We start from the raw sequence: 22,522 nt of genomic DNA, 5'->3' as shown, positions 1-22,522 counted from the left end.
TGACGGCCGCACCCCCGCGGAGCGGGAGTGCGGCCGGCGGACCGCCGAACTACTCAGACCAGGTGGGCCAGGGCGTCCCCGACCAGACCCGCGGCGAGGGTGTTGCCGCCCGCGGGGTCGATGAGCAGGAACGAGCCCATCTCGCGGTTGACGTCGTAGTCGTCGGCGACGATCGGCTCGGCGGTCTGGATCGAGATCCGGCCGATCTGGTTGAGCTCCAGCGTGGTGCCCTCGCCGACGGTGAGATTCTGCTCGTCGAACACCGCATCCAGCCCGCCGACGATCGCCTGCGTGGTCTTGGTGCCGTGCTTGAGCAGCAGCCGCGCGCCGATGCGCAGCGGCTTCTCGGCCAGCCAGCACACCGTCGCCTCGAACTGCTGCCGGGCCTCGGGGGCGTCGGCGGCGGAGACGATCACGTCGCCGCGGCTCACGTCCACGTCGTCGGCGAGGATCACCGTGACCGAGCGGCCGGTGTGCGCCGAGGCGAGCTCGCCGTCGGCGGTGTCGATGCGCTCGACGCGGCTGCGGGTGCCGGCGGGGAGCACGAGCACCTCGTCGCCGACGTCGACGGTGCCGGCGGCCACCTGTCCGGCGTACCCGCGGTAGTCGGGGTAATCGGGGGTACGGGGCCGGATCACGTACTGCACCGGGAAGCGGAAGCCGATCGGCTTCGTGTCCGGGTCCGTCGGGATCGACTCGAGGTGCTCGATGAGCGACGGGCCGTCGTAGTACGGCGTCTGATCCGAGCGCGAGGCGACGTTGTCGCCGTGCAGCGCCGAGACGGGGATCGCGTGGACGGCCTCGTCGGCCCAGCCCAGCGAGCCGGTGAGGGCGCGGAACTCCGCCGAGATCTCCTGGAACACCGACGCGGGATCGGAGACGAGGTCGATCTTGTTCACGGCCAGGACCAGGCGCGGCACGCCCAGCAGCGAGAGCACCGCGGCGTGGCGGCGGGTCTGCTCGATGACGCCCTTGCGCGCGTCGGTCAGCAGGATCACGACCTGCGCGGTGGACGCGCCGGACACCGTGTTGCGGGTGTACTGCACGTGGCCGGGGGTGTCGGCGAGGATGAAGGACCGGTTGGGCGTCGCGAAGTAGCGGTAGGCGACGTCGATGGTGATGCCCTGCTCGCGCTCGGCGCGCAGGCCGTCGACCAGCAGCGACAGGTCGGGGGTGTCGAGGCCCTTGTCGACGGACGCGCGGGTGACGGCGTCGATCTGGTCGGCGAGCACCGACTTCGTGTCGTAGAGCAGCCGCCCCACGAGCGTGGACTTGCCGTCGTCGACGGAGCCGGCGGTGGCCAGGCGGAGGAGCGCGGGTGCGGTGCTCATCAGAAGTAGCCCTCTTTCTTCCGGTCCTCCATGGCGGCCTCGGAGACGCGGTCGTCGCCACGGGTGGCGCCGCGCTCCGTGAGGCGCGACGCCGCGACCTCTGCCATGATCTGCTCGTTGTCCGACGCGGTGGATTCGATCGCGCCGGTGGTGGAGCCGTCGCCCACGGTGCGGTAGCGCACCGACAGGGTCTGCACCTCTTCGCCCTCGCGCGGGCCGCCCCACACGCCGGAGGTCATCAGCATCCCGTCGCGCGAGTAGACCTCGCGCTCGTGCGCGTAGTAGATCGACGCCAGCTCGATGTCCTCGCGCGCGATGTAGCGCCAGATGTCGAGCTCGGTGAAGTTGCTGATGGGGAACACCCGCACGTGCTCGCCCGGCGCGTGCCGGCCGTTGTACAGGTTCCACAGCTCCGGGCGCTGCCGCTTCGGGTCCCACTGGCCGAAGGCGTTGCGCAGCGAGAAGATCCGCTCCTTGGCGCGGGCCCGCTCCTCGTCGCGGCGGCCGCCGCCGAAGACCGCGTCGAACCGGTTCTCGGAGATGGCGTCGAGCAGCGGCACCGTCTGCAGCGGGTTGCGGATGCCGTCGGCCCGCTCCTCGAGCCGGCCGTCGGCGAGGTAGTCCTCGACCTTCGCGACGTGCAGGCGCAGGTTGTACTTCTCGACCATCCGGTCGCGGAAGTCCAGCACCTCGGGCAGGTTGTGGCCCGTGTCGACGTGCAGCAGCGCGAACGGCAGCGGCGCCGGCCAGAAGGCCTTCACCGCGAGGTGCAGCAGCACCGTCGAATCCTTGCCGCCCGAGAACAGGATGACGGGGCGCTCGAACTCGCCCGCGACCTCGCGGAAGATGTGGATGGCCTCGGACTCCAGCGCGTCGAGCGTGCTGAATTCCGTGGGGTCGCCAGTGGACACGATCGGCTCCGTGGGCTCGGTGATGGTCATGAGGCGTGCAGTCCGCATTCTGTCTTGGTCGAACCGGCCCAGCGGCCGCTTCGAGGATCGGAACCCGGGGCGGGCTTGTTGGTGCAGGGCTGGCAGCCGATCGACGGGTAGCCCTCGTCGACCAGCGGGTTCACCAGGATGCCGTTCTCCTCGATGAATCGCTGCATCTGCTCGTCGGACCAGTCGACGATCGGGTTGACCTTGAGCAGCCCGAAGCCCTCGTCGAAGGAGATGAACGGGGCGTTCGCGCGGGTGGGCGACTCGACCCGCCGGATGCCGGTGACCCAGGCGCGGTAGCCCGACAGGGTCTGGCGCAGCGGCACGACCTTGCGCAGGTTGCAGCACTGCGCGGGATCGGTCGCGAACAGGTCCTTGCCGACGGTCGCGTCCTGCTCGCCGACGCTCTGCGCGGGCGTCACGTTGAGCAGCTCCACCTCGTAGATCGACTCCACCGCGTCGCGCATGCCGATCGTCTCGGGGAAGTGGTAACCGGTGTCGAGGAACAGCACCTTCGGCCGGTCCTGCACCTGCTTGGCGAGGTGCACCAGCACGCCGTCCTGCATGTTCGACGCGACGACGAAGTCCTCGCCGAAGGTGTCCAGCGTCCACTGCAGGAGCGTCAGCGGATCGGCGCCCTCCAGCTCCTTCGACGCGCGCTCCGCGAGGGCGCGGAGCTCGTCCGCGTCGCGTCCGGTCAGGGGGTTCGACGGTGCGGTCATCGCAGGTCCTCCTCCGCGGCGCGGAGGGTCCACTGCGCGAAGCGCTCGTCGGCCTCGCGCTGTGCGACGAAGTTCCGCACCACTCGCTCGATGTAGTCCCCGAGTTCCGTCGACAGCACCTTGTGCTGGCGCAGCTTGCGACCGAACCCGCTGTCGAGACCGAGGCTTCCACCAAGGTGAACCTGGAAGCCCTCGACTTGATTCCCCTCGTGGTCGTCCACGAGCTGGCCCTTGAAGCCGATGTCGGCGATCTGGGAGCGGCCGCAGGAGTTGGGGCAGCCGTTGATGTTCACCGTGATCGGCACGTCGAGCTGGGCGTTGATGTCGGCGAGCCGCTGGTCCAGATCGGGCACCAGCACCTGCGAGCGCTTGCGGGTCTCCACGAAGGAGAGCTTGCAGAACTCGATGCCGCTGCACGCGATGAGGTTGCGACGCCAGATCGACGGGCGGCCCTGCAGGCCCAGCGGCGCCAGCTCGTCGATCAGGGAGTCGACCTGGTCGTCGGGAACGTCGAGGACGATGAGCTTCTGGTACGGCGTGAACGAGGCGCGATCGGTGCCGACCCGGTCCATCGCGTCCGCGACCCCGCTCAGGACCGTGCCGGAGACGCGGCCGGCGATGGGGGAGAAGCCGACCGCGTTGAGGCCGTTGCGCAGCTTCTGCACGCCGATGTGATCGATGGGGCGCTCCGGCTGCTCGGGCGCGGGGCCGTCGATGAGCTTGCGGCCCAGGTACTCGTCCTCGAGCACCTGCCGGAACTTCTCGATGCCCCAGTCCTTGATCAGGAACTTCAGCCGCGCCTTCGAGCGGAGCCGGCGGTACCCGTAGTCGCGGAAGATCGAGACCACGCCCTCCCAGACGTCCGGCACCTCGTCGAGCGGGATCCAGGCGCCCACGCGCTGCGCGAGCATCGGGTTCGTCGAGAGGCCGCCGCCGACCCACAGGTCGAGGCCCGGGCCGTGTTCGGGGTGCACGACGCCGACGAAGGCCACGTCGTTGATCTCGTGGACCACGTCCTGCTGGCCCGAGATGGCGGTCTTGAACTTGCGCGGCAGGTTCGAGTACTTCGGGTCGCCGATGTAGCGGCGCACGATCTCGTCGATCGCGGGCGACGGGTCGAGCACCTCGCCGAACGACTCGCCGGCGAGCGGGGAACCGAGCACCACGCGCGGGCAGTCGCCACAGGCCTCGGTGGTCTTGAGCCCGACGGCCTCGAGGCGCTTCCAGATCTCCGGGACGTTCTCGATCTCGATCCAGTGGAACTGGACGTTCTCGCGGTCCGAGATGTCGGCGGTGTCGCGGCCGAACTCGGTGGAGAGCTCGCCGAGGGTGCGCACCTGCGCCGCGGTGAGCTTCCCGCCGTCGCACCGCACCCGCATCATGAAGTACGGCGCCTCGAGCAGGTCGATGTTCTCGTCGCCCGTGAAGGTGCCGTCGTAGCCCTGCTCGCGCTGGGTGTAGAGGCCCCACCAGCGCATGCGGCCGCGCAGATCGGCCTTGTCGATCGACTCGAAGCCCTGCTTCGAGTAGATGTTCTCGATCCGGGCGCGCACGTTGAGCGGATTGTCGTCGCGCTTGGTCTGCTCGTTGGGGTTGAGCGGCGTGCGGTACCCGAGCTTCCACTGGCCCTCGGACTTGCGCTTGACCGGGCGCGTGCGCGCCGGCCGCGTCGGGGCGGCGTCAGCGGCGGGGACAGGGGCGTCGGCGATCGACGTCATGGAGACTCCTGGGATTCATGGGATGGTGCGCCGGGCTGGTGGCGCTTCCGGGAATCGACGCCGGGCGGAGGCGTCGCGAATCAGGCCCGACAGCCGCTGCTGCAGACCCGCAGGTAATCGATGTGCCGGCGCGACGCCAGCAGCTCACCCTGTCCATCCATCGAGATCATTGTGCCACCGGCTGGGCGGAAACGAGGAATCGGGTTTCGCTCACCGGTGCACGAAATTCCGTGGTCGGCGCACCTGCCAGACTGGACGCGTGTCCGCGCCCTCGACCCCAGAGCTCCGCCGGCTCGACGGTGCCGCGGCACCGTTCGGCCTCTACCTGCACGTGCCGTTCTGCGCGACGCGCTGCGGCTACTGCGACTTCAACACTTACACCGCCGGTGAGCTGGGCGCCTCGACGTCGCCCCGGGCCTGGGCCGAGGCGATCGACGGCGAGCTCGCGCTGGCCCGCCGCACGCTCGGCGACGTCCCGGTGTCGACGGTCTTCGTGGGCGGCGGCACCCCGTCGCTCCTGGGCGGCGAGGGACTCGCCGCCCTGCTCGACACGGCCCGGCGCCACTTCACCTTCGCCGATGACGTCGAGGTGACCACCGAGTCGAACCCCGAGTCCACCTCGCCGGAGTTCTTCGCGCGGCTGCGGGAGGCCGGCTTCACGCGGATCTCCCTCGGCATGCAGTCGGCGGCGGCGCACGTGCTCAGGGTGCTCGACCGCACGCACACGCCCGGGCGGGCGGTGGCCGCGGCGAAGGAGGCGCGCGCGGCGGGATTCGAGCACGTGAACCTCGATCTCATCTACGGCACGCCCGGCGAGTCCGACGACGACCTGCGGGCGTCGCTCGACGCCGTGCTCGCTGCTCACGTCGACCACGTCTCCGCGTACGCGCTCATCGTCGAGGACGGTACGGCGCTGGCCCGGCGGATCCGCCGCGGCGAACTGCCGGACACCGACGACGACGTGCTCGCCCACCGCTACGAGATGCTCGACGGGGCCCTGCGGGACGCGGGCTTCGACTGGTACGAGGTGTCGAACTGGGCGCGCTCGGACGCGGCGAAGTGCCGGCACAACGAGCTGTACTGGGAGGGCGCGAACTGGTGGGGCGCCGGTCCCGGAGCGCACGGCCACGTCGCCGGGACGAGGGTGTGGAACGTCAAGCACCCCGCCCGGTACGCCGACGCCGTGGCGGCCGGCGGGCTGCCGATCGCGGGCCACGAGGTGCTCACCGCCGAGGACCGGCACGTCGAGGACGTGATGCTGCGCGTGCGCATGCGGTCCGGGATCCCGGTCACCGTGCTCCGGCCCGACGAGGCCGCCCGGGCCGAGGCCGAGGTCGCCGTCGGGAACCTGGACCGCGCGGGCGACGCCTACGTGCTCACCGACGCCGGGCGGCTGCTGGCCGACGGGGTGGTGCGCCGGATCCTGGACTGACGCACGACGCGGACTCAGGACAGGGCGAAGACCACCGTCACCGTCACGGTGAGCGACTGCTCGCCGGACTCGATGGGGACGGGCGAGGCGGCGACGCCCGGCGCCGCGTCGGGGGCGGAGAACTGCCGGGTCGGGGTGGGCCGTGCGGCCGCGCCCTCGGTCACCGTCCGGACCTCGCCGAGCTTGCCGCCCGAGAGCTTGGCGTACTGCTCGGCGCGGCTCCTGGCCTCGGCGAAGGCCTTGTCGCGGGCGGTCGCCTTGAGCGCGGAGTCGTTCTCGATGTCGAAGCCGACGGAGCTGATCCGGGTCGCGTCGCCGCCCGCGGTCGCGAGGTCGCCGAGCAGCTTCGACGCGGTCTCGAGCTTGCGGACCTTCACCGTGAGGGACTGCGTCGCCTCGTAGGAGGTGATCTGCCGGTCGGTGCCGTAGCGGGGGTTGACCCGCACGTTCGCGGTCGCGACGTCCTTCTTGTCGACGCCGTTGGACCCGGCCGCGTCGATCACCTTCTGCGCGCTCGCCGAGGCGTCGTTGAGCGCGGTCGTCACATCGCCCGCCTGGTGCTGGACCGCCAGCTCCACCGTCAGCACGTCCGGTTTGCCGGAGGCGTCACCCGTGCCGACCGCCGTGATCTCCCGCGGGGAGTCGTTGGACGTGCTCGACGAGCCGCACGCCGTCACCGTCCCGCCCAGTGCCACCGTCGCGAGGAGTGCGACGCCCGTGACGCGCAGTTTCCGTGCTGTGCTGGATGTCGAGTTCGCCATGGCCTCAGCGTGGCAGCGGTCGCCCGCCGCCGCAGCGGATCGCTCGTTACGGCAACGGAGAAGACGGTTACACCAACTCCCATTCGACGGTGACCCGCGCGGTCACGAGGCGTTCGCCGGCCTCCATGGCGGGGCCGGCCGGGGCGGCGGCGACCGACTTCGCGGCGAAGTGCACCTCGGTGCGCGGGCTCGGGGCGGGATCGTCGGTGATGGAGAGCACCGCGCCGAGGGCGGCGCCGGACAGCGCGGCGTACTGCTCGGCCTGGGCCCTCGCGTCGGCGAAGGCGGCCTCCCGCGCCCCGGCGGCGGGGGCGGCACCGTCGGACAGGGCGAAGGTGACGGACTGGATCCGCGCCGCGTCGCCCGCCGCCGTCGCGGCGGCCTGCAGCACCGCGGCGGCATCGGCGACGGTGCGGATGGTCACGGTGAGCGACTCGCCGGCCGCGTAGCCCTCGAGCCTGCGGTCCTCCCACGGGCCGGTCTCGACGGCCTGCAGGCTCACGTTCGACGTCGCGACGTCGCCGTCGGACACCCCGGCCGCGCGGACCGCGTCGACGACGGCGCGCGCCGCCGCGCCGGCGCCGGAGAACGCCGTTGCGACGTCGGCCGCGCGGAACTCCACCCCGATCCGGGCGATGACGACGTCGGGGGTCGCGGCGGCGATACCGGATCCGGTGAGGCGGATGGTGCGCGTCATGGGGGTCCTCTCAGTCCTGGCGGGCGTGCTTGCCGTGCCTCCCCGAGGATGCCGGACGCGGCGGGGTGCCGGGCGGGAGCACGTGCACGCGGCAGTGCAGGACCTCGCGGCCGCGCAGGGCCGACCGCACGGCGCGGTGGAGGCCGTCCTCGAGGTAGAGGTCGCCGTTCCACTGCACCGCATGGGGGAACAGATCGCCGTAGAAGGTGGAGTCCTCGGAGAGCAGGCGGTCCAGGGCCAGCACCGTCGTGGTGGTGATGATCGCGTTGAGCCGCACCTGCTGGGGTGGGATCTGCGACCAGTCGCGGGCGGTGAGGCCGTGATCCGGGTACGGCTTCCCGTCGAGTACGCCCTTGAAGATCACGGCTCGACTCTAGCCCGCGTAAGCTGGACATTCGAAGTCCACAGGAGAAAGGACGGTGCGATGTCGACGACGGAGGACCGGCGCTTCGAGGTGCTCCGGGCGATCGTGGCCGACTACGTCGAGACACAGGAACCCGTCGGCTCGAAGGCCCTGGTGGACCGGCATCAGCTCGGCGTCTCCAGCGCGACGGTCCGCAACGACATGGCGGTGCTCGAGGCCGAGGGCTACATCACGCAGCAGCACACCAGCTCCGGGCGCATCCCCACGGAGAAGGGCTACCGGCAGTTCGTCGATCGCATCGCGCAGATCAAACCGCTCTCGTCCGCCGAGCGCCGCGCGATCCTCCAGTTCCTGGAGACCGGCGTCGACCTCGACGACGTGCTGCAGCGCTCGGTGCGGCTGCTCGCCCAGCTGACGCGGCAGGTCGCGGTCATCCAGTACCCGGTGCTCAGCTCCGCGCGGGTGCGGCACCTCGAGGTGGTCGCGCTGGCACCGACCCGGCTGCTGCTCGTGGTGATCCTCGATTCGGGGCGCGTCGAGCAACGGCTCGTGGAGCTCGGCGGACCCGCGTCGGACGAGGACCTCTCGCGCCTGCGCGAGCTGTTCGGCGCCGCGGTGCACGGCAAGTTGATCCCCGACGCCTCGATGGGCGTCGCCGACCTGGCGCCGCTCGCGCCCCGGGACCTGCGCGACGCGGTGATCCGGATCTCGACGGTGCTGGTCGAGACCCTGGTCGAGCGCGCCGACGACCGGCTGGTGCTGGGCGGCACCGCGAACCTCACGCGCAATGCGGCCGACTTCGACGCCGTCTCCGGCTCCCTGCGCAGCGTGCTGGAGACGCTGGAGGAACAGGTGGTGGTGCTCAAGCTGCTCACGGCGCGGCAGCAGCCCGGCACGGTGTCGGTCGCGATCGGCTCGGAGACGCAGGACGAGAACCTGCGCGGCGCGTCGGTGATCTCCACCGGGTACGGCGCGCCCGGCGCGGTCTTCGGCGGCGTCGGCGTGCTGGGGCCCACGCGCATGGACTACCCGGGCACCATCGCCTCCGTCGCGGCCGTCGCACGGTACGTCGGCGAGGTGCTCGGGGAGCGCTGATGCCCGTCAGCGCATGATTCACGGCGGGGTGACCTGCGCGAATGGTCCGAATCGCCCCGGTGGTGGAATCATGGGTTGAGCGCGGTCCGAGCAGGTCCGTTGAATGTCGTCCATACGTTAGAGGGATTCGCCGCAGTGGCACGTGATTACTACCGCATCCTCGGGGTCGATTCGAAGGCCTCCGACCAGGAGATCAAGCGCGCGTACCGCAAGCTGGCCCGCGAGCTGCACCCCGATGTGAACCCCGACGAGGCGGCGCAGGAGAAGTTCCGCGACGTCTCCGACGCCTACGAGGTGCTCAGCGATCCCGAGAAGCGCCGCGTCGTGGACATGGGCGGCGATCCGCTCGACAGCTCGCCGGGCGGCGGCGGCTTCGGCGGGGGCGGCTTCAGCGGCTTCGGTGGCGGCGGCCTCGGCGACGTCTTCGAGGCCTTCTTCGGCGGCGGCATGGGCGGCGGGCGCGGCCCGCGCGGCCGGGTCCGTGAGGGCAACGACGCGCTGATCCGCATGGAGCTGGACCTCGACGAGTGCGCGAACGGCGTGAGCCGCGAGCTGACCGTCGACACCGCGATCCTCTGCGACAAGTGCCAGGGCGCCGGCACCGAGGGCGACAGCAAGCCGGCGACGTGCCCCACCTGCCACGGAGCGGGCGAGGTCCAGTCGGTGCAGCGCTCCTTCCTGGGCCAGGTCATGACGTCGCGCCCGTGCCCCACCTGCTCGGGGGTCGGCGAGGTCATCGAGAACCCCTGCAGCAAGTGCAGCGGCGACGGCCGCGTGCGGACCCGCCGCAATCTCACCGTGAAGATCCCCGCCGGCGTCGGCGACGGAATGCGCGTGCGGCTGGCCGGGCAGGGCGAGGTCGGCCCCGGCGGCGGCCCCGCCGGCGACCTCTACGTCGAGGTCACCGAGAGCGAGCACGAGTTCCTCACCCGCGACGGCAGCACGCTGCACGTCACCGCCCGGGTCCCGATGTTCGACGCGGCGCTGGGCGCAGAGGTCACCGTGCCCACCGTCATCGACGGCGAACTCACGGTGGACGTGCCCCCGGGCACGCAGACCGGCGACACCACGGTGCTGCGCGGTCACGGCATGCCGCAGGTCAACTCGCAGGTGCGCGGCAACCTCGTCGTGCACTTCGACGTCGCCGTCCCGTCGCGGCTCGACAAGAAGCAGACGGAGAAGCTGCGCGAGCTCAAGGCGCTGTTCCCGGGCGAGGGCCCGCACGCCGCCCGCCGCGGCGGCCAGGACCAGGGCGGCGGCATCTTCTCCCGCCTGCGCGACACCTTCGCCGGACGGTAGCCGCAGGTGGCGGCCACCGTCTTCCTCGCGGAGGCGCTGCCCGCGCCGGGGGAGGAGTACCTCCTCGCCGGCGACGAGGGCCGGCACGCCGCGGCGGTGCGGCGGGTCCGTCCGGGCGAGGAGCTCGTCCTCTCCGACGGTGCCGGCGGCTTCGCCCGGTGCACCGCGACCGCCGTCGGCAAGGCCGACGTGACGGTGCGCTGCGCCGAGACCTGGACGGTGCCGCCCGCGTCGCCGCGCGTGGTGCTGGTGCAGGCGCTGCCCAAATCCGATCGGTCCGAGCTGGCGGTCGAACTCGCCACCGAGGCCGGGATCGACGCGATCGTGCCGTGGCAGGCCTCCCGATGCGTCTCCCGGTGGGACGGGGGCGGGTCCGGCGGTAAGGGCTCCGGCAAGGCCGAGAAGGGCGTCGCGCGGTGGCGTGCGGTGGCCCGCTCCGCCGCGAAACAGGCACGGCGAGCGTATGTTCCGGAGATCCACGACCTGGTGACGACGCGGGAACTCGTTCCGTTACTCACCAGTATGGATGCGAATGTAGTTGTCTTGCATGAGGGTTCGGCGGTGCCTCTCGGCGAGGTTGACTTCTCAGTAACCGAAACCGTCGTTATCGTGGTGGGGCCGGAGGGCGGAATCAGCCCCGAGGAACTGGATGCCCTGGTCGGGATGGGTGCGCAGCCCGCGCTCCTCGGCCCGACGGTGCTGCGGACCTCCACCGCGGCGGCCGTCGCCCTGGGTGCTCTGGGAGTGATGACCGACAGATGGTCCGGCACGCCGCCGGACTGATCGACCGGCCGGCGCGGTGCCGGCCGGCGGCTGGGACGAAGGAGTGCTCGGACACGATGGCGCGTCGCATCTTCTACGGCAGCGAGGAATCGCAGCACGGGCACTTCTACCCCGGCGACGCCGATAAGCCGCTGATCACGCTCGTGCACGGCGGCTACTGGCGGAACCTGTACTCGATGACGATGGAGTCGAAGGTCGCCAAGGACCTCAACGACCGCGGCTACCCGGTGTGGAACATCGAGTACCGCCGCGTCGGCGAGCCGGGCGTGGTGTGGCCGATCCTCGGCGACGACGTGCTCGCGGCCATCGACCACGGCACGGCCAAGCTTGCCAAGGGCGCCGGGCACATCGTCGCGGCCCACAGCGCCGGGGCCACCCTGGCAGTCTGGGCCGCCGCACAGCGCCCCGATCTCCTGGGCGTGATCTCCCGCGGCGGCGTCCTCGACCTCATCGAGCGCGGCGACGGCGATCAGTCGATGCGCCTGCTCTTCGACCTCGCGCCCAACGCCAACCAGCGTCTCATCAAGCGGACCTTCGCCCAGGCCAGCCCCGTGGCGGCGATGCCCTTCACGACGCGGGTGCGCGCCCTGCACGGCCGGCTCGACGAGCAGGTGCCCTACCAGCTCTCCGAGTGGTTCCTCGCGCAGGCGCAGGAGAACGGCATGGACGCGACGCTCACGATGATCGAGGGCGAGGGCCACGACGACTTCCTCGAACCCGGCTCGAAGGGGCACGCCGCGACCGTCGCGGCGATCGAGGAGCTCTCCGTACGATGACCCCGTCCGGGGCCGGATCCGCCCCGGGCGAAACCCACGGGCCATCCGGGGGTGAGCGGTACTAAACTGGGGGTATCCGCACCGTCAGGCGCGGGGACCGCCGAGTTAAGGATTGACGCACCGCGTGCCAGACCCCACCAGTTCCGACACCCCCGCTCAGGCAGTGACGCCGGCGCGGTCCACCGTCGAGATCCCCATCGAGCTGACGTTCGGTCTGCTCGGCCCCGCGGACGCGAACCTCCGTGCGCTCGAGAGCGTGCTGGACGCGGACGTGCACGCGCGCGGCAACGTGATCACCCTGTCCGGCCGCCCCGCCGACGTCGCGCTGGCCGAGCGCGTCCTGGCCGAGCTGCTCGCCGCGGTGCGCAGCGGCGTCGCGGTGAGCCCCGAGGAGGTGCGCCGATCGGTCGGCATGATGACCGACGGATCCGGCGAGTCGCCGGCCGAGGTGCTCACCCTCGACATCATCTCGCGCCGCGGCAAGACGGTGCGCCCCAAGACGGTCAACCAGAAGAAGTACGTCGACGCGATCGACGAGCACACGATCGTCTTCGGCGTCGGACCGGCGGGCACCGGCAAGACGTACCTCGCGATGGCCAAGGCAGTCCAGGCCCTGCAGTCCAAGCAGGTCAGCCGCATCATCCTCACCCGTCCCGCCGTGGAGGCGGGGGAGCGGCTCGGCTTCCTGCCGGGCACCCTCAACGAGAAGATCGACCCGTACCTGCGCCCGCTCTACGACGCGCTGCACGACATGATGGACCCCGAGGCGATCCCGAAGCTCATGGCCGCGGGCGTCATCGAGGTCGCGCCGCTGGCGTACATGCGCGGCCGCACGCTCAACGACGCCTTCATCATCCTCGACGAGGCGCAGAACACCACGGCCGAGCAGATGAAGATGTTCCTCACCCGCCTCGGCTTCGGCTCGAAGATCGTGGTCACCGGTGACGCGACGCAGGTCGACCTCCCGGGCGGCGCCACCAGCGGCCTGCGCGCCGCGGTCGGCATCCTGCGCGGCATCGACGACATCCACATCGCCGAGTTGTCCAGCGCCGACGTCGTGCGGCACAGGCTGGTCGCGGAGATCGTGGACGCGTACTCCCAGTTCGAGGAACAGCTCGAAGCCACCAAGCGCCCGCAGCTGGGCGCGCGACGGATCCCGGGGCGCCGATGAGCATCGAATTCGCCAACGAGTCCGGCTTCGACGTCGACGAGGCGGAGGTGGTGGCCGTCGCCGGTTTCGCCATCGCCGCGATGGACGTGCACCCGGGCGCCGAACTGAACATGCTCGCCGTCGACCTCGACACGATGGCCGACCTGCACGTGAAGTGGATGGACCTGCCCGGCCCCACCGACGTGATGAGCTTCCCGATGGACGAGCTGACCCCGGGCGGCCGCCCGGACATGGTCGACGCGGGGCCCGCGACGCTCGGCGACATCGTGCTGTGCCCGCAGTTCGCCGCGGAGCAGGCGGCGGCCGCCGGCCACTCCACCGGCCACGAGCTGAACGTGCTCACCGTGCACGGCGTGCTCCACCTGCTGGGCTTCGACCACGCCGAACCCGACGAGGAGCGCGAGATGTTCGCGCTCCAGGACAGCATCCTCTCCGAGTACTACGCGCAGCAGCGCGACAAGGAGCGCCGCGCCCGCCAGTCGGCGCGCGATGAGAAGCTGTTGGGCCGCACCGGTTTCCTGGGGCGGCGGGACTGAGCCGTGTCCTCGTCGATCCTCCTGATCGTCGGCGTCGTCGCCCTGGTCCTGCTGGGCGGACTGTTCGCGGCCGTCGATTCCGCTCTGCTCACCGTGTCCCCGGCGCGTGTCGAGGACCTCGTCGAGGACGGCCGCCCGGGCGCGAAGCGCCTGCAGCGCGTCCTGGTCAACCGGCCCCTCTACGTCAACCTCGTGGTGCTGCTGCGCACCGCGTGCGAGGTCCTGGCCACGGTGCTGGTCTTCCTCGTGCTCGACCGCTACCTCTCCACGGTCGGGACGGCGGTCGTGACCGCCGCCGTGATGACGGTGGTCAGCTACGTCCTCATCGGCGTCGGGCCCCGCACCCTCGGCCGCCAGCACGCCTACACGCTCGGCTGTGCGACCGCCGTGATCCTGCAGGCCATCGCGATCCTCATGGGCCCGATCACCCGCTTGCTCATCCTGCTCGGTAACGCCATCACCCCCGGCCGCGGCTACCGCAACGGCCCGTTCGCCACGGAGGTCGAGCTGCGTGAGCTCGTCGACCTGGCGCAGCAGCGCGGCGTGGTGGACGAGGACGAGGGCAAGATGATCCAGTCCGTGTTCGAGCTCGGCGACACCGCCGCGCGTGAGGTCATGGTGCCGCGGCCCGAGATCGTGTGGATCGAGGCCGACAAGTCCGTCTCACAGGCCACCCGGCTCGCAGTCCGGTCGGGCCATTCCCGCATCCCCGTCATCGGGGAGAACGTCGACGACGTGCGGGGCGTCGTCTACCTCAAGGACCTCGTCGCCCTGCCCGACGGTGCCGATCGGCACGCCATCGAGGTGGGCCGGATGGCGCGCCCCGCGGTCTTCGTGCCCGACTCCAAGCCCGTCGACGCGGTGCTGCGCGAGATGCAGCACACCAACAACCACATGGCGGTCCTGGTCAACGAGTACGGTTCCATCGCCGGCCTGGTGACGATCGAGGACGTCCTGGAGGAGATCGTCGGCGAGATCACCGACGAGTACGACTCCGGTGAGGTCGCGCCGGTGGAGGAGCTCGGCGACGGGGTCTTCCGCGTGTCCGCCCGGCTGGACCTGGAGACGCTGGGCGAGCTCTTCGACACCGAGATCGAGGAGGACGAGGTCGACACCGTCGGCGGCCTCCTCGGCCTGGCACTGGGCCGCGTGCCCCTGCCCGGTTCGGCGGCGCGGGCGCACGGCCTGCTGCTGGAGGCCGAGGGCGCCACCGACCGCCGGGGCCGGGTGCGGATCTCGACCGTCCTGGTGCGCAGCGCCGAGATCGAGGCGGCGGCACCGTCGGACGACGAGGCCGTGACCGCGAACGACGAGAAGGAGTCCGCATGACCGAGCCGTCCGACGAGGACCGCAAGCTGGTGACCCTCGCGCGCGGGGCGATGGGCCGGGCGGGTGCCGGGCACGGCGCGGCGGTCCGGGACCTGGACGGTCGCACCTACGCGGGGGCGCCGGTCGCCCTCGCCGCCCTGGCGCTGACGGGGCTGCAGGTGGCCGTCGCGACGGCCCTGAGCTCGGGGGCCGAGGGCTTCGAGGCCGCGGTCCTGGTGGGCGGGGCCGACGGTGCCGATGCCGGCGTGGCGGCCCTGCACGAGGTGTCGCCTGCGGCACCGATCCTGTTGTTCGACGCCCGTGGAGAGGCCCTGACGTGACCGAAGAGATCCAGCCGCACGGCGACGAGGGGGAGGACTTCCGGTCCGGTTTCGTGTGCTTCGTCGGACGGCCCAACACGGGCAAGTCCACACTGACGAACGCGCTGGTCGGGACGAAGGTCGCGATCACCAGCTCGCGGCCGCAGACCACGCGCTCGACGATCCGCGGCATCGTCAACCGACCCGACTGCCAGCTGGTGCTCGTGGACACCCCCGGCCTGCATCGGCCGCGCACTCTGCTGGGCCAGCGCCTGAACGACCTGGTACGCGACACCTACTCCGAGGTCGACCTGATCTGCCTGACCATTCCGGCGGACGAGAAGATCGGCCCCGGCGACACGTACATCCTCGATCAGGTGCGGCACATGGCGCCGCGCACGCAGCTCATGGGCGTGGTCACCAAGATCGACAAGGTGGGCCGGGACAAGATCGCCGAGCAGCTGCTGGCGGTATCGGCGTTCCTGGGCGACGGCTGCGACGTGATCCCGGTGTCGGCCACCGCGGGCGAGCAGGTCGAGGAACTGGTGCAGCTGATCGCCTCGAAGATGAAGCCCGGGCCTGCGTTCTACCCGGACGGCGAGATCACCGACACCGACGACGACACCATGATGGCGGAGCTGATCCGCGAGGCCGCACTCGAGGGCGTCCGTGACGAGCTCCCGCACTCGCTGGCCGTGGTGATCGAGGAGGTGCTCGAGCGGGAGAAGACGGAGGCCCAGGAGAAGTCGGGCAAGCCGGCGATGCTGGAGGTGCACGCTCTGGTCTACGTGGAGCGTCCGTCGCAGAAGGCGATCATCATCGGCAAGGGCGGTTCCCGGCTCAAGTCGGTGGGCACCGCCGCACGCGGCGAGATCGAGAAGCTCCTGGGCCGCAAGGTCTATCTCTCCCTGCACGTCAAGGTCGCCAAGGATTGGCAGCGCGACCCGAAGCAGTTGGGGCGCTTGGGCTTCTAGGCACCCAGAAGGCGCCGCCACCAAGGCCGACGGTCCCGCACTGGGAACTCCAGATCCAGCTCGCCGGGATCGTCGGTGAGGCCGTTGGCGAAAGCTTCGAGGCGCTCGGGGACCGGGTCACCCAGCACTCGGTACCCCACTACGGCCGTTCGGGCGGCTGCGCGGCGCCGGAGCATGGCAAGGTCGCTGTCCGACATGGTTCTCATCGCTCGCCTCCTGTCGACGGCTGATCTCCATCATCCATCAGGGTCGATCGCTGGGCAACGTAGAGTGCGAGTTTGGGTGGCCAGACGGGATTGGAGCAGGTCTGCGATGACCACCCAGCCATCCAGTGTCTCGTTCGGATCCGAGCTGTAGGTCGCCGACATCGCCCACTGGAACCGCGTCCACCACTCTTTTCGATTGTCGGCCAGCCGTTTCTGGCCGATCGTCACGATGGCGATGATCGCGGCTGCCGCACCGACGATGATCGTGGCCCATCCAGGTGTCATTGTCTCTCCCCCCGAAGAAATCCGACGCTGCTGACATCGTGCACCGGAGCGCCGACAGGTTTCAGGAGTGCTGGTCGAGGAGTGCGGCGAGCGGGATCTCCTCGAGTTCCGAGTAGCCCGTGCCGTGCCACCGGTACAGTCCCGAGCCGGTCGCGACCAGGAACTCGTCGCCGTGCCTGGCTACGGAGACCTGCGTGGTGTGGATCGGGGCGACTGCGATCGGCTCGTAGGTGTCCGCGTCGAGGCGGACGAGCAGCCAGAACTGTGCCTCGCTCCGGTACGGGCACGGACCGTCGAGCGGCCACCGGCCGTCGTGGCCGCTGCCGTCGGCCGGGTGGCGGACGAGGAACAGGTCGCCGACGACGGTCCGCAGGCTCCACCCATGTGATGGAACGTGAGCGCTGCCCGTCACCGTGAGGTCCGCGCGGACGTCGAGGGCACGGGGACGCCCGTCAAGGCCACCGGTGAGGACGCGCGGTGGGCGGCCGCCGAAGCCGTCGGGGTTGGGGCCGACCTCGTGGAGTACAGGGCCGACGGTGACCGCGCCCGACTCGTCGATGCGCACGAGCCGGTGGGTGCGGTCCTCGGGTTCCATCGCGCCGTTGCACGTCAGCAGGAGGAAGCCGGACTCGGTGGCGACGCCCCACTCCGGGCCGTCGCCCGTGTAGATCGGCCGGCCCACTTCGGCGTCGCCGGCGTCGATCCGGTACAGCCGCACGATGTTCCGATCCTCGCGCAGGGCGATCAGCGCGGTGTCACCGCCGTCGACGACGGAGTCGACCGGCGAGGTCGATACGTGAGTGACGGCCCCGTCGGCGATGCGGAACACCCCGTCCGACCGGAACGCCCAGCACGCGCCCGCGGCGGCCCACACGGACGGGATCTCATAGTCGTCCCTGCCGGTGACTGAGCCGGGCAACACGTACTCCTCGCACCCGCCACCGACGAGGTCGTGCCGTACGACGATCGGCAGCTCCCGATCGATCGTCCACGCGACGTCACCGTCGACGGCGACAGCGCTCGGGCAGATGCGGGCCCGCGGCTCGGGGAGGGGCGCGTCCGCGAGATCGAGATCGACGATGGCCGCCCACTCCTGCCGTACGCCGCCGTCCTCGGCGGTAGCCTCCGTCGGTCCGCCGAACCACTGCGGGCAGGCCTCCACGTCGCGATAGCGGTACGTCCCGGGCACGACGGCGTACCGGTCGCGGTCCTCGTCGATGCGCATGAGGACGGATTCGATCTGCACGCGGAGGATTCGGCCCCGTACCCGGACCCGGTTGCGGTGGTAGGCGTAGTCGGCACAGACCATGCCGCGCACGCGGACCGACCCGGTGACGGGGCGCGACGCGCCCCAGTCCACCTCCCAGCCGATCCCGCGCAGGCGCGTCGGCCATCGCGTCCGTTGGTCGTCGCCGCGTCCCGTGACGGACGGCGCACCGTCGGGGACGGCCTCGCCGACGAGCTCGGTGACCGCCGCGCGGCTGGGATCGACGACGGCCTCCTCACGGAAGGCGATCTTGTACTCGCCGATCTCGCCGACGACGGGAGGGAGCGGGGATCCGTCGCCCAGCATCCAGCTGCCGATGCTCACCCGCAACGGCACAGCCGCACCGCGGGGCTTCTCGTGCGGGGTGTTCACGCCTGCTCCGGCGTGGCGACCTTTCCTGATGAATCCGTCATGGCAGATCTCCTCGTGACGTCAGGACACGAGTGTGCCAGAAGCCGGCGGCGCGGCGCGGAGGTATCCGTCGGCGCGGGGTGGGATGATGGCGGGTATGAGGTCGTACCGGGACAGCGCTGTGGTGCTGCGGCAGCACAAGCTGGGGGAGGCCGACTACATCCTCACGCTGCTGACCCGGGAGAACGGCCTGGTCCGCGCCGTCGCCAAGGGGGTACGTCGGCCGCGGTCGCGGTTCGGCGCCCGGCTGGAGCTGTTCGCCCACGTGGACCTGCAGCTGCACCCCGGCCGCAACCTGGACATGGTGACGCAGGTGCATTCGATCGCCGCCTATTCGGGCGATCTCGCGGGTGACTACGGCCGCTACACCACGGCCTGCGCCGTGATCGAGACCGCGGAGCGGCTCGCGGGCGAGGAGCGGGCTCCGGCGATGGAGCTGCACCGGCTCACTGTCGGCGCACTGCGGGCCGTCGCGGCCGGTGTGCGCGACCGCGACCTGGTGCTGATCTCCTTCCTGCTGCGCGCCATGGAGTCCGCGGGCTGGGCGCCCGCCCTGACGATCTGCGCCCGCTGCGGCGACGAGGGCCCGCATCGCGCCTTCCACGTGGCCGCGGGCGGCGCGGTCTGCGTGCACTGCCGCCCGTCGGGTTCGGCGGTGCCGGGGCAGGGCGTGCTGGACCTGATGGCGGCCCTCGCCCGAGCCGATTTCGACGCCGCCGAGACCACCGGCGAGCGGGTGCGCAGGCAGGCGAACGGGCTCGCCGCGGCGCACCTACAGTGGCACGTGGGGCGGCAGCTGCGCTCGCTGCCCATGATCGAGCGGCACGCGCCGCACAGCCCGGCCCTCGCGGCCGGTGAGAGGGAGGTCGACGGTGCCGGGACTGCGGCGGGGTAGGTCCAAGACGACGATGCCGCAGGCGCCGGTCACCGTCCGGCCCCCGGATCCGCATCCCTCCGGCGCGACGCCCCCGGAGATCCCCGCGGAACTGGTGCCGAACCACGTCGCCCTCGTCATGGACGGCAACGGCCGCTGGGCCAAGGAGCGCGGCATGGCGCGCACGGAGGGGCACAAGCGCGGCGAGGCCGTGCTGATGGACACGGTCTGCGGCTGCATCGAGATCGGGGTCAAGCAGCTCTCGGCGTACGCCTTCTCGACGGAGAACTGGTCGCGCAGCCCGGAGGAGGTGCGCTTCCTCATGGGCTTCAACCGCGACGTCATCCGCCGGCGTCGTGACGAGATGCACGAGATGGGCGTCCGGGTGAAGTGGGCGGGCCGTCGTCCGCGGCTGTGGGCCAGCGTGATCAAGGAGCTCGAGGTCGCGGAGGAGCTCACCAAGGACAACACCGTCATGACGCTCACCATGTGCGTCAACTACGGCGGCCGAGCCGAGATCGTCGATGCCGCACGGGAGATCGCGCGCCGCGCCGCGGCGGGGGAGATCAACCCGGACCGCATCACCGAGCAGTCCTTCCAGCAGTACCTGTACCAGCCGGACATGCCCGACGTCGACCTGTTCCTGCGCCCGTCCGGCGAGAAGCGGAGTTCGAACTTCCTCCTGTGGGAGAGCGCCTACGCCGAGTACGTCTACCAGGACACCCTGTTCCCCGACTTCGACCGGCGGAACCTCTGGGACGCCTGCCTCGAGTACGCCAAGCGGGACCGCAGGTTCGGCGGCGCCCAGTGACCGCGCAGGACCCCCGGCTCGACGCGCTGCGCTCGCGGCTCGAATCCGCGCTGGCCGACGGGGTGGTGCTGCGGCGCGACGAGAACCAGGCCGTGCTGGTCGATTTCGGTGAGACCCCGGCGTCGGTGCAGGTCTTCGAGCTCGCGCGCGACGTGGACGTGTACTCGCTGACCCAGGTCGTGGCCTGGGACTTGGCGCTGACCGACGAGCTCCGCATCGATGTGCGGGCCGTGGCGGAGGGCGTGCAGTTCGGCTCGCTCCGGCTCATGGAACGCGAGGTCTCCGCGGATCTCGTGCTGCACTACAGCTTCCCGGCGGGCACGCTCGCGGGCGATGCGCTGCGGGAGTTCGTGTTGTTCGTGCTGGCGCAGGGCGTGGACGCGCGCCGCCGCCTCGTCGGCTGACGGCGCGCGCCGATCCCTACCGGTGCGCGCTCAGGGGCGCAGGAGCACCTTGCCGACGCGGCCGGGCCGACCGCTCGCCGCTGCGGCGGAGGAGATCTCGTCGAGCGGGTACACGCCGTCGACGGGCAGCGCGAGAGTACCGGCGGCGACGCCGCGCACGACCTCGCCCATCAGCTCCGCGCGCTTCTCCGGCGCCATCTCCTGGCTCACCGTGCGGCCCCAGAAGCCCTTGACCACGATCTCCTTGAAGATCGCGATGTTGACCGGGATCTCGAGCATCGCGCCCTGGCCCGGGTCGGTCGCGCTCATCGCACCGAACGAGACGAGGGTTCCCCGCTGCCCCAGGAGGAGGGCGAGCTGGGTGCTGGCCGCGCCGCCGATCGAGTCCACGGCCGCCGCGTAACCGGCCTCGCCGGCGAGCTCCTTGGCGCGGCTGCGCCAGTCCTCCGTGTCGGTGGCGATCACGTTCGTCACGCCGAAGGTCGCGAGCTCGTCGATCGCGGCGGACCGTCGGACCAGGCCCGTGACGTTGATGCCCCGGGCGGTCGCGAGCTGTGCCAGCAGGCGCCCGACCATGCCGTTGGCGGTGTTCTGCACGATCCACTGCCCGGGCTGGACGTTCAGGTAGTCGAGCAGGCTGATCGCGCTGAAGGGCATCGAGAACAGCTGTGCTGCAGCCTCGTCGGAGATCTCGCCGGGGACCGGCAGGAGGCCGGCGGCTCCCGCGACGAAGTACTCCGCCCAGGTGCCGAATGCCGACCCGGTGGCGACGCGCTGGCCGACCGTGAAGCCCTCGACGCCCTCGCCGAGCGCGTCGACGACGCCGACGGCCTCGGAGCCCGCGGCCGCGGGGAGGCCGGGCTTGTAGCCGTAGTCGCCCTTCACCGTCCACAGGTCGTGGTTGTGGATGGGCGCGAGCAGGGTGCGGATCCGCACCTGGCCGGGGCGCGGCTCGGGCAGGGGAACGTCACGGACGGACAGGACGCTTGCGGGATCGCCGAACTCGTCCTGGATCAGTGCGCGCATGGGGGTGACTCCTTGTCGATGGGGTGTGGGTCGATCGGGTGGGGTGGTGGGGCGGTGAGGTGGTCGGATCAGTCGTCCGAGACCGAGACGGTCACGTCGATGTTGCCGCGCACCGCGTTCGAGTACGGGCAGACCTGGTGCGCCGCGTCCGCGAGCGCCTGCGCCGCGTCGTGTTCGACGTCGGGGATGACGACCTCGAGGGCAACAGTGAGCCCGAACCCTCCGGAACCGTTGGGGCCGATGCCGACTCGGGCGCCGACGCTGGAGTCGCCGAGCGCGACCTTCTGCGTGCGGGCGACCATCTGCAGCGCGGAGTGGAAGCAGGCGGCGTAGCCGGCGGCGAAGAGTTGCTCGGGGTTCGCGCCGTCGCCCGAACCGCCCATCTCCTTCGGGATCGCCAGCTGCAGGTCGACGCGGCCGTCGTCGGTGCGGGTGCGGCCGTCGCGGCCGGCTCCGGTGGCGATCGCCTCGGCGGTGTACACGGGGCTCATGACATTCCTCCTGGGGTGGTTCCGGTGTTTCCGGTGGTTCGGGTGTGCGCCGCGCAGAAGCGGTTCGCCAGGTCACGAAGGAGGATCGCGTCCTCCGCGGGCATGTCGATGCGCTCGTACACCCGGTGGCGGGCCGCATCGACGCGGGGGCGCAGTGCCCGTCCCTCGTCGGTGACGTGGACCGTGACCAGCCGTTCGTCGGCCTGGTCACGGCGACGTTCGAGGAGTCCCGCCCCCTCGAGTCGGCGGATCAGGGGCGAGAGGGTGCCACTGTCGAGGCGGAGGCGTTCGCCCAACGCCGAGACGGTGACACCGTCGCGTTCCCAGAGCGCCAGCAGCGTGACGTACTGGGTGTACGTCAGGCCCAACGCCGACAGCTCGTCGCGGTAGGCGCTGGACGCCACCCGCGCGGCCGAGTACAGCGCGAAGCACAGCTGCTCGTCCAAGGTCTGATTCACGTCCACTGCACAAGAGTGGCACACAACTCGATTGTGCACAATCTAAAAAGAGGGCATTGGACGA

General features: G+C 71.0%; 25 protein-coding genes. 13 read left to right on the top strand and 12 right to left on the bottom strand.

Features of this window, described 5'->3' with window-relative positions; all coding sequences use genetic code 11:
• Nucleotides 1-53: 53 nt before the first annotated feature.
• The 4 genes from ACNAYW_RS13265 to ACNAYW_RS13250 are packed head-to-tail and all read right to left on the bottom strand — an operon-like array spanning nucleotide 54 to nucleotide 4,709.
• Nucleotides 54-1,331, bottom strand: coding sequence for a sulfate adenylyltransferase subunit 1 (locus tag ACNAYW_RS13265; RefSeq protein WP_415850165.1), 1,278 nt, complete (start codon nucleotides 1,329-1,331; stop codon nucleotides 54-56).
• Nucleotides 1,331-2,272 carry a sulfate adenylyltransferase subunit CysD gene (gene cysD, locus ACNAYW_RS13260; RefSeq protein WP_415850164.1) on the bottom strand — a complete coding sequence of 314 codons (942 nt, stop codon included), beginning with the start codon at nucleotides 2,270-2,272 and terminating at the stop codon, nucleotides 1,331-1,333. Before cysD ends, ACNAYW_RS13265 begins: the two co-directional genes overlap by 1 nt.
• Entirely contained in the window at nucleotides 2,269-2,991 is a 723-nt protein-coding gene (locus ACNAYW_RS13255; protein ID WP_415850163.1) for a phosphoadenylyl-sulfate reductase, read from the bottom strand. Before ACNAYW_RS13255 ends, cysD begins: the two co-directional genes overlap by 4 nt.
• Entirely contained in the window at nucleotides 2,988-4,709 is a 1,722-nt protein-coding gene (locus ACNAYW_RS13250) for a nitrite/sulfite reductase (RefSeq protein ID WP_415850162.1), read from the bottom strand. Before ACNAYW_RS13250 ends, ACNAYW_RS13255 begins: the two co-directional genes overlap by 4 nt.
• 259 nt (nucleotides 4,710-4,968) lie before the next feature.
• Here ACNAYW_RS13250 and hemW point away from each other — a divergent pair, with 259 nt between their 5' ends.
• Complete coding sequence (gene hemW / locus ACNAYW_RS13245) at nucleotides 4,969-6,141, top strand: radical SAM family heme chaperone HemW (RefSeq protein ID WP_415850161.1); 1,173 nt, start codon at nucleotides 4,969-4,971, stop codon at nucleotides 6,139-6,141.
• 14 nt (nucleotides 6,142-6,155) lie between these two features.
• Here hemW and ACNAYW_RS13240 read toward each other — a convergent pair whose 3' ends face one another.
• From ACNAYW_RS13240 to ACNAYW_RS13230, 3 genes are all read right to left on the bottom strand, one after another.
• Complete coding sequence (locus ACNAYW_RS13240; protein WP_415850160.1) at nucleotides 6,156-6,902, bottom strand: SIMPL domain-containing protein; 747 nt, start codon at nucleotides 6,900-6,902, stop codon at nucleotides 6,156-6,158.
• A gap of 67 nt (nucleotides 6,903-6,969) precedes the next feature.
• Complete coding sequence (locus tag ACNAYW_RS13235) at nucleotides 6,970-7,599, bottom strand: SIMPL domain-containing protein (RefSeq protein WP_415850159.1); 630 nt, start codon at nucleotides 7,597-7,599, stop codon at nucleotides 6,970-6,972.
• A gap of 10 nt (nucleotides 7,600-7,609) precedes the next feature.
• Nucleotides 7,610-7,963, bottom strand: a complete 354-nt coding sequence (locus tag ACNAYW_RS13230; RefSeq protein WP_415850158.1) for a type II toxin-antitoxin system VapB family antitoxin — start codon at nucleotides 7,961-7,963, stop codon at nucleotides 7,610-7,612.
• A gap of 60 nt (nucleotides 7,964-8,023) precedes the next feature.
• On the opposite strand from ACNAYW_RS13230, the gene hrcA reads away from it, so the two are divergent.
• From hrcA to era, 9 genes are all read left to right on the top strand, one after another.
• Nucleotides 8,024-9,058: a heat-inducible transcriptional repressor HrcA gene (gene hrcA / locus ACNAYW_RS13225; protein ID WP_415850157.1), complete on the top strand. Its 1,035-nt coding sequence runs from the start codon at nucleotides 8,024-8,026 to the stop codon at nucleotides 9,056-9,058.
• Between the two features lie 135 nt (nucleotides 9,059-9,193).
• Nucleotides 9,194-10,357, top strand: a complete 1,164-nt coding sequence (dnaJ, locus tag ACNAYW_RS13220; RefSeq protein WP_415850156.1) for a molecular chaperone DnaJ — start codon at nucleotides 9,194-9,196, stop codon at nucleotides 10,355-10,357.
• 6 nt (nucleotides 10,358-10,363) lie between these two features.
• Nucleotides 10,364-11,140 carry a 16S rRNA (uracil(1498)-N(3))-methyltransferase gene (locus ACNAYW_RS13215; RefSeq protein WP_415850155.1) on the top strand — a complete coding sequence of 259 codons (777 nt, stop codon included), beginning with the start codon at nucleotides 10,364-10,366 and terminating at the stop codon, nucleotides 11,138-11,140.
• 56 nt (nucleotides 11,141-11,196) lie between these two features.
• On the top strand, nucleotides 11,197-11,916 hold the full coding sequence (locus tag ACNAYW_RS13210; protein WP_415850154.1) for an alpha/beta hydrolase family protein: 720 nt from the start codon (nucleotides 11,197-11,199) through the stop codon (nucleotides 11,914-11,916).
• Nucleotides 11,917-12,028: 112 nt separating this feature from the next.
• Complete coding sequence (locus tag ACNAYW_RS13205; protein WP_415850153.1) at nucleotides 12,029-13,087, top strand: PhoH family protein; 1,059 nt, start codon at nucleotides 12,029-12,031, stop codon at nucleotides 13,085-13,087.
• The gene (ybeY, locus tag ACNAYW_RS13200) at nucleotides 13,084-13,623 is read left to right on the top strand and encodes an rRNA maturation RNase YbeY (protein ID WP_415850152.1); all 540 of its coding nucleotides are present in this window, start codon (nucleotides 13,084-13,086) and stop codon (nucleotides 13,621-13,623) included. The genes ACNAYW_RS13205 and ybeY overlap by 4 nt, the downstream gene beginning before the upstream one ends.
• A gap of 3 nt (nucleotides 13,624-13,626) precedes the next feature.
• Entirely contained in the window at nucleotides 13,627-14,952 is a 1,326-nt protein-coding gene (locus tag ACNAYW_RS13195; protein ID WP_415850151.1) for a hemolysin family protein, read from the top strand.
• Nucleotides 14,949-15,272 (top strand): cytidine deaminase, encoded by a 324-nt coding sequence (locus ACNAYW_RS13190; protein WP_415850150.1) that lies wholly within the window; start codon nucleotides 14,949-14,951, stop codon nucleotides 15,270-15,272. The genes ACNAYW_RS13195 and ACNAYW_RS13190 overlap by 4 nt, the downstream gene beginning before the upstream one ends.
• On the top strand, nucleotides 15,269-16,225 hold the full coding sequence (gene era, locus ACNAYW_RS13185; RefSeq protein WP_415850149.1) for a GTPase Era: 957 nt from the start codon (nucleotides 15,269-15,271) through the stop codon (nucleotides 16,223-16,225). Before ACNAYW_RS13190 ends, era begins: the two co-directional genes overlap by 4 nt.
• 236 nt (nucleotides 16,226-16,461) lie before the next feature.
• Here era and ACNAYW_RS13180 read toward each other — a convergent pair whose 3' ends face one another.
• Both ACNAYW_RS13180 and ACNAYW_RS13175 read right to left on the bottom strand, forming a co-directional pair.
• Nucleotides 16,462-16,716: a hypothetical protein gene (locus ACNAYW_RS13180; protein ID WP_415850148.1), complete on the bottom strand. Its 255-nt coding sequence runs from the start codon at nucleotides 16,714-16,716 to the stop codon at nucleotides 16,462-16,464.
• 61 nt (nucleotides 16,717-16,777) lie between these two features.
• Nucleotides 16,778-18,355 (bottom strand): hypothetical protein, encoded by a 1,578-nt coding sequence (locus tag ACNAYW_RS13175; RefSeq protein ID WP_415850147.1) that lies wholly within the window; start codon nucleotides 18,353-18,355, stop codon nucleotides 16,778-16,780.
• A gap of 136 nt (nucleotides 18,356-18,491) precedes the next feature.
• Between ACNAYW_RS13175 and recO the strand changes: the two genes are divergently transcribed.
• The 3 genes from recO to ACNAYW_RS13160 are packed head-to-tail and all read left to right on the top strand — an operon-like array spanning nucleotide 18,492 to nucleotide 20,483.
• Nucleotides 18,492-19,289, top strand: a complete 798-nt coding sequence (gene recO / locus ACNAYW_RS13170; RefSeq protein ID WP_415850146.1) for a DNA repair protein RecO — start codon at nucleotides 18,492-18,494, stop codon at nucleotides 19,287-19,289.
• Nucleotides 19,290-19,302: 13 nt separating this feature from the next.
• Nucleotides 19,303-20,079, top strand: coding sequence for an isoprenyl transferase (locus tag ACNAYW_RS13165; protein WP_415850145.1), 777 nt, complete (start codon nucleotides 19,303-19,305; stop codon nucleotides 20,077-20,079).
• Nucleotides 20,076-20,483, top strand: a complete 408-nt coding sequence (locus tag ACNAYW_RS13160; protein WP_415850144.1) for a hypothetical protein — start codon at nucleotides 20,076-20,078, stop codon at nucleotides 20,481-20,483. The genes ACNAYW_RS13165 and ACNAYW_RS13160 overlap by 4 nt, the downstream gene beginning before the upstream one ends.
• 30 nt (nucleotides 20,484-20,513) lie before the next feature.
• Here ACNAYW_RS13160 and ACNAYW_RS13155 read toward each other — a convergent pair whose 3' ends face one another.
• The 3 genes from ACNAYW_RS13155 to ACNAYW_RS13145 form a co-directional block, all read right to left on the bottom strand.
• Nucleotides 20,514-21,509, bottom strand: a complete 996-nt coding sequence (locus ACNAYW_RS13155; protein ID WP_415850143.1) for a zinc-binding dehydrogenase — start codon at nucleotides 21,507-21,509, stop codon at nucleotides 20,514-20,516.
• Nucleotides 21,510-21,577: 68 nt separating this feature from the next.
• A complete protein-coding gene (locus tag ACNAYW_RS13150; protein ID WP_415850142.1) occupies nucleotides 21,578-22,000 on the bottom strand; it encodes an organic hydroperoxide resistance protein in 423 nt (140 codons plus the stop codon).
• Nucleotides 21,997-22,464: a MarR family winged helix-turn-helix transcriptional regulator gene (locus tag ACNAYW_RS13145; RefSeq protein ID WP_415850141.1), complete on the bottom strand. Its 468-nt coding sequence runs from the start codon at nucleotides 22,462-22,464 to the stop codon at nucleotides 21,997-21,999. Before ACNAYW_RS13145 ends, ACNAYW_RS13150 begins: the two co-directional genes overlap by 4 nt.
• Nucleotides 22,465-22,522 lie beyond the last annotated feature (58 nt).

The organism is Tsukamurella ocularis, assembly GCF_965138335.1.
Taxonomy (GTDB): Bacteria; Actinomycetota; Actinomycetes; order Mycobacteriales; family Mycobacteriaceae; genus Tsukamurella; species Tsukamurella ocularis_A.
This window is presented reverse-complemented; position numbering and strand designations above follow the sequence as displayed.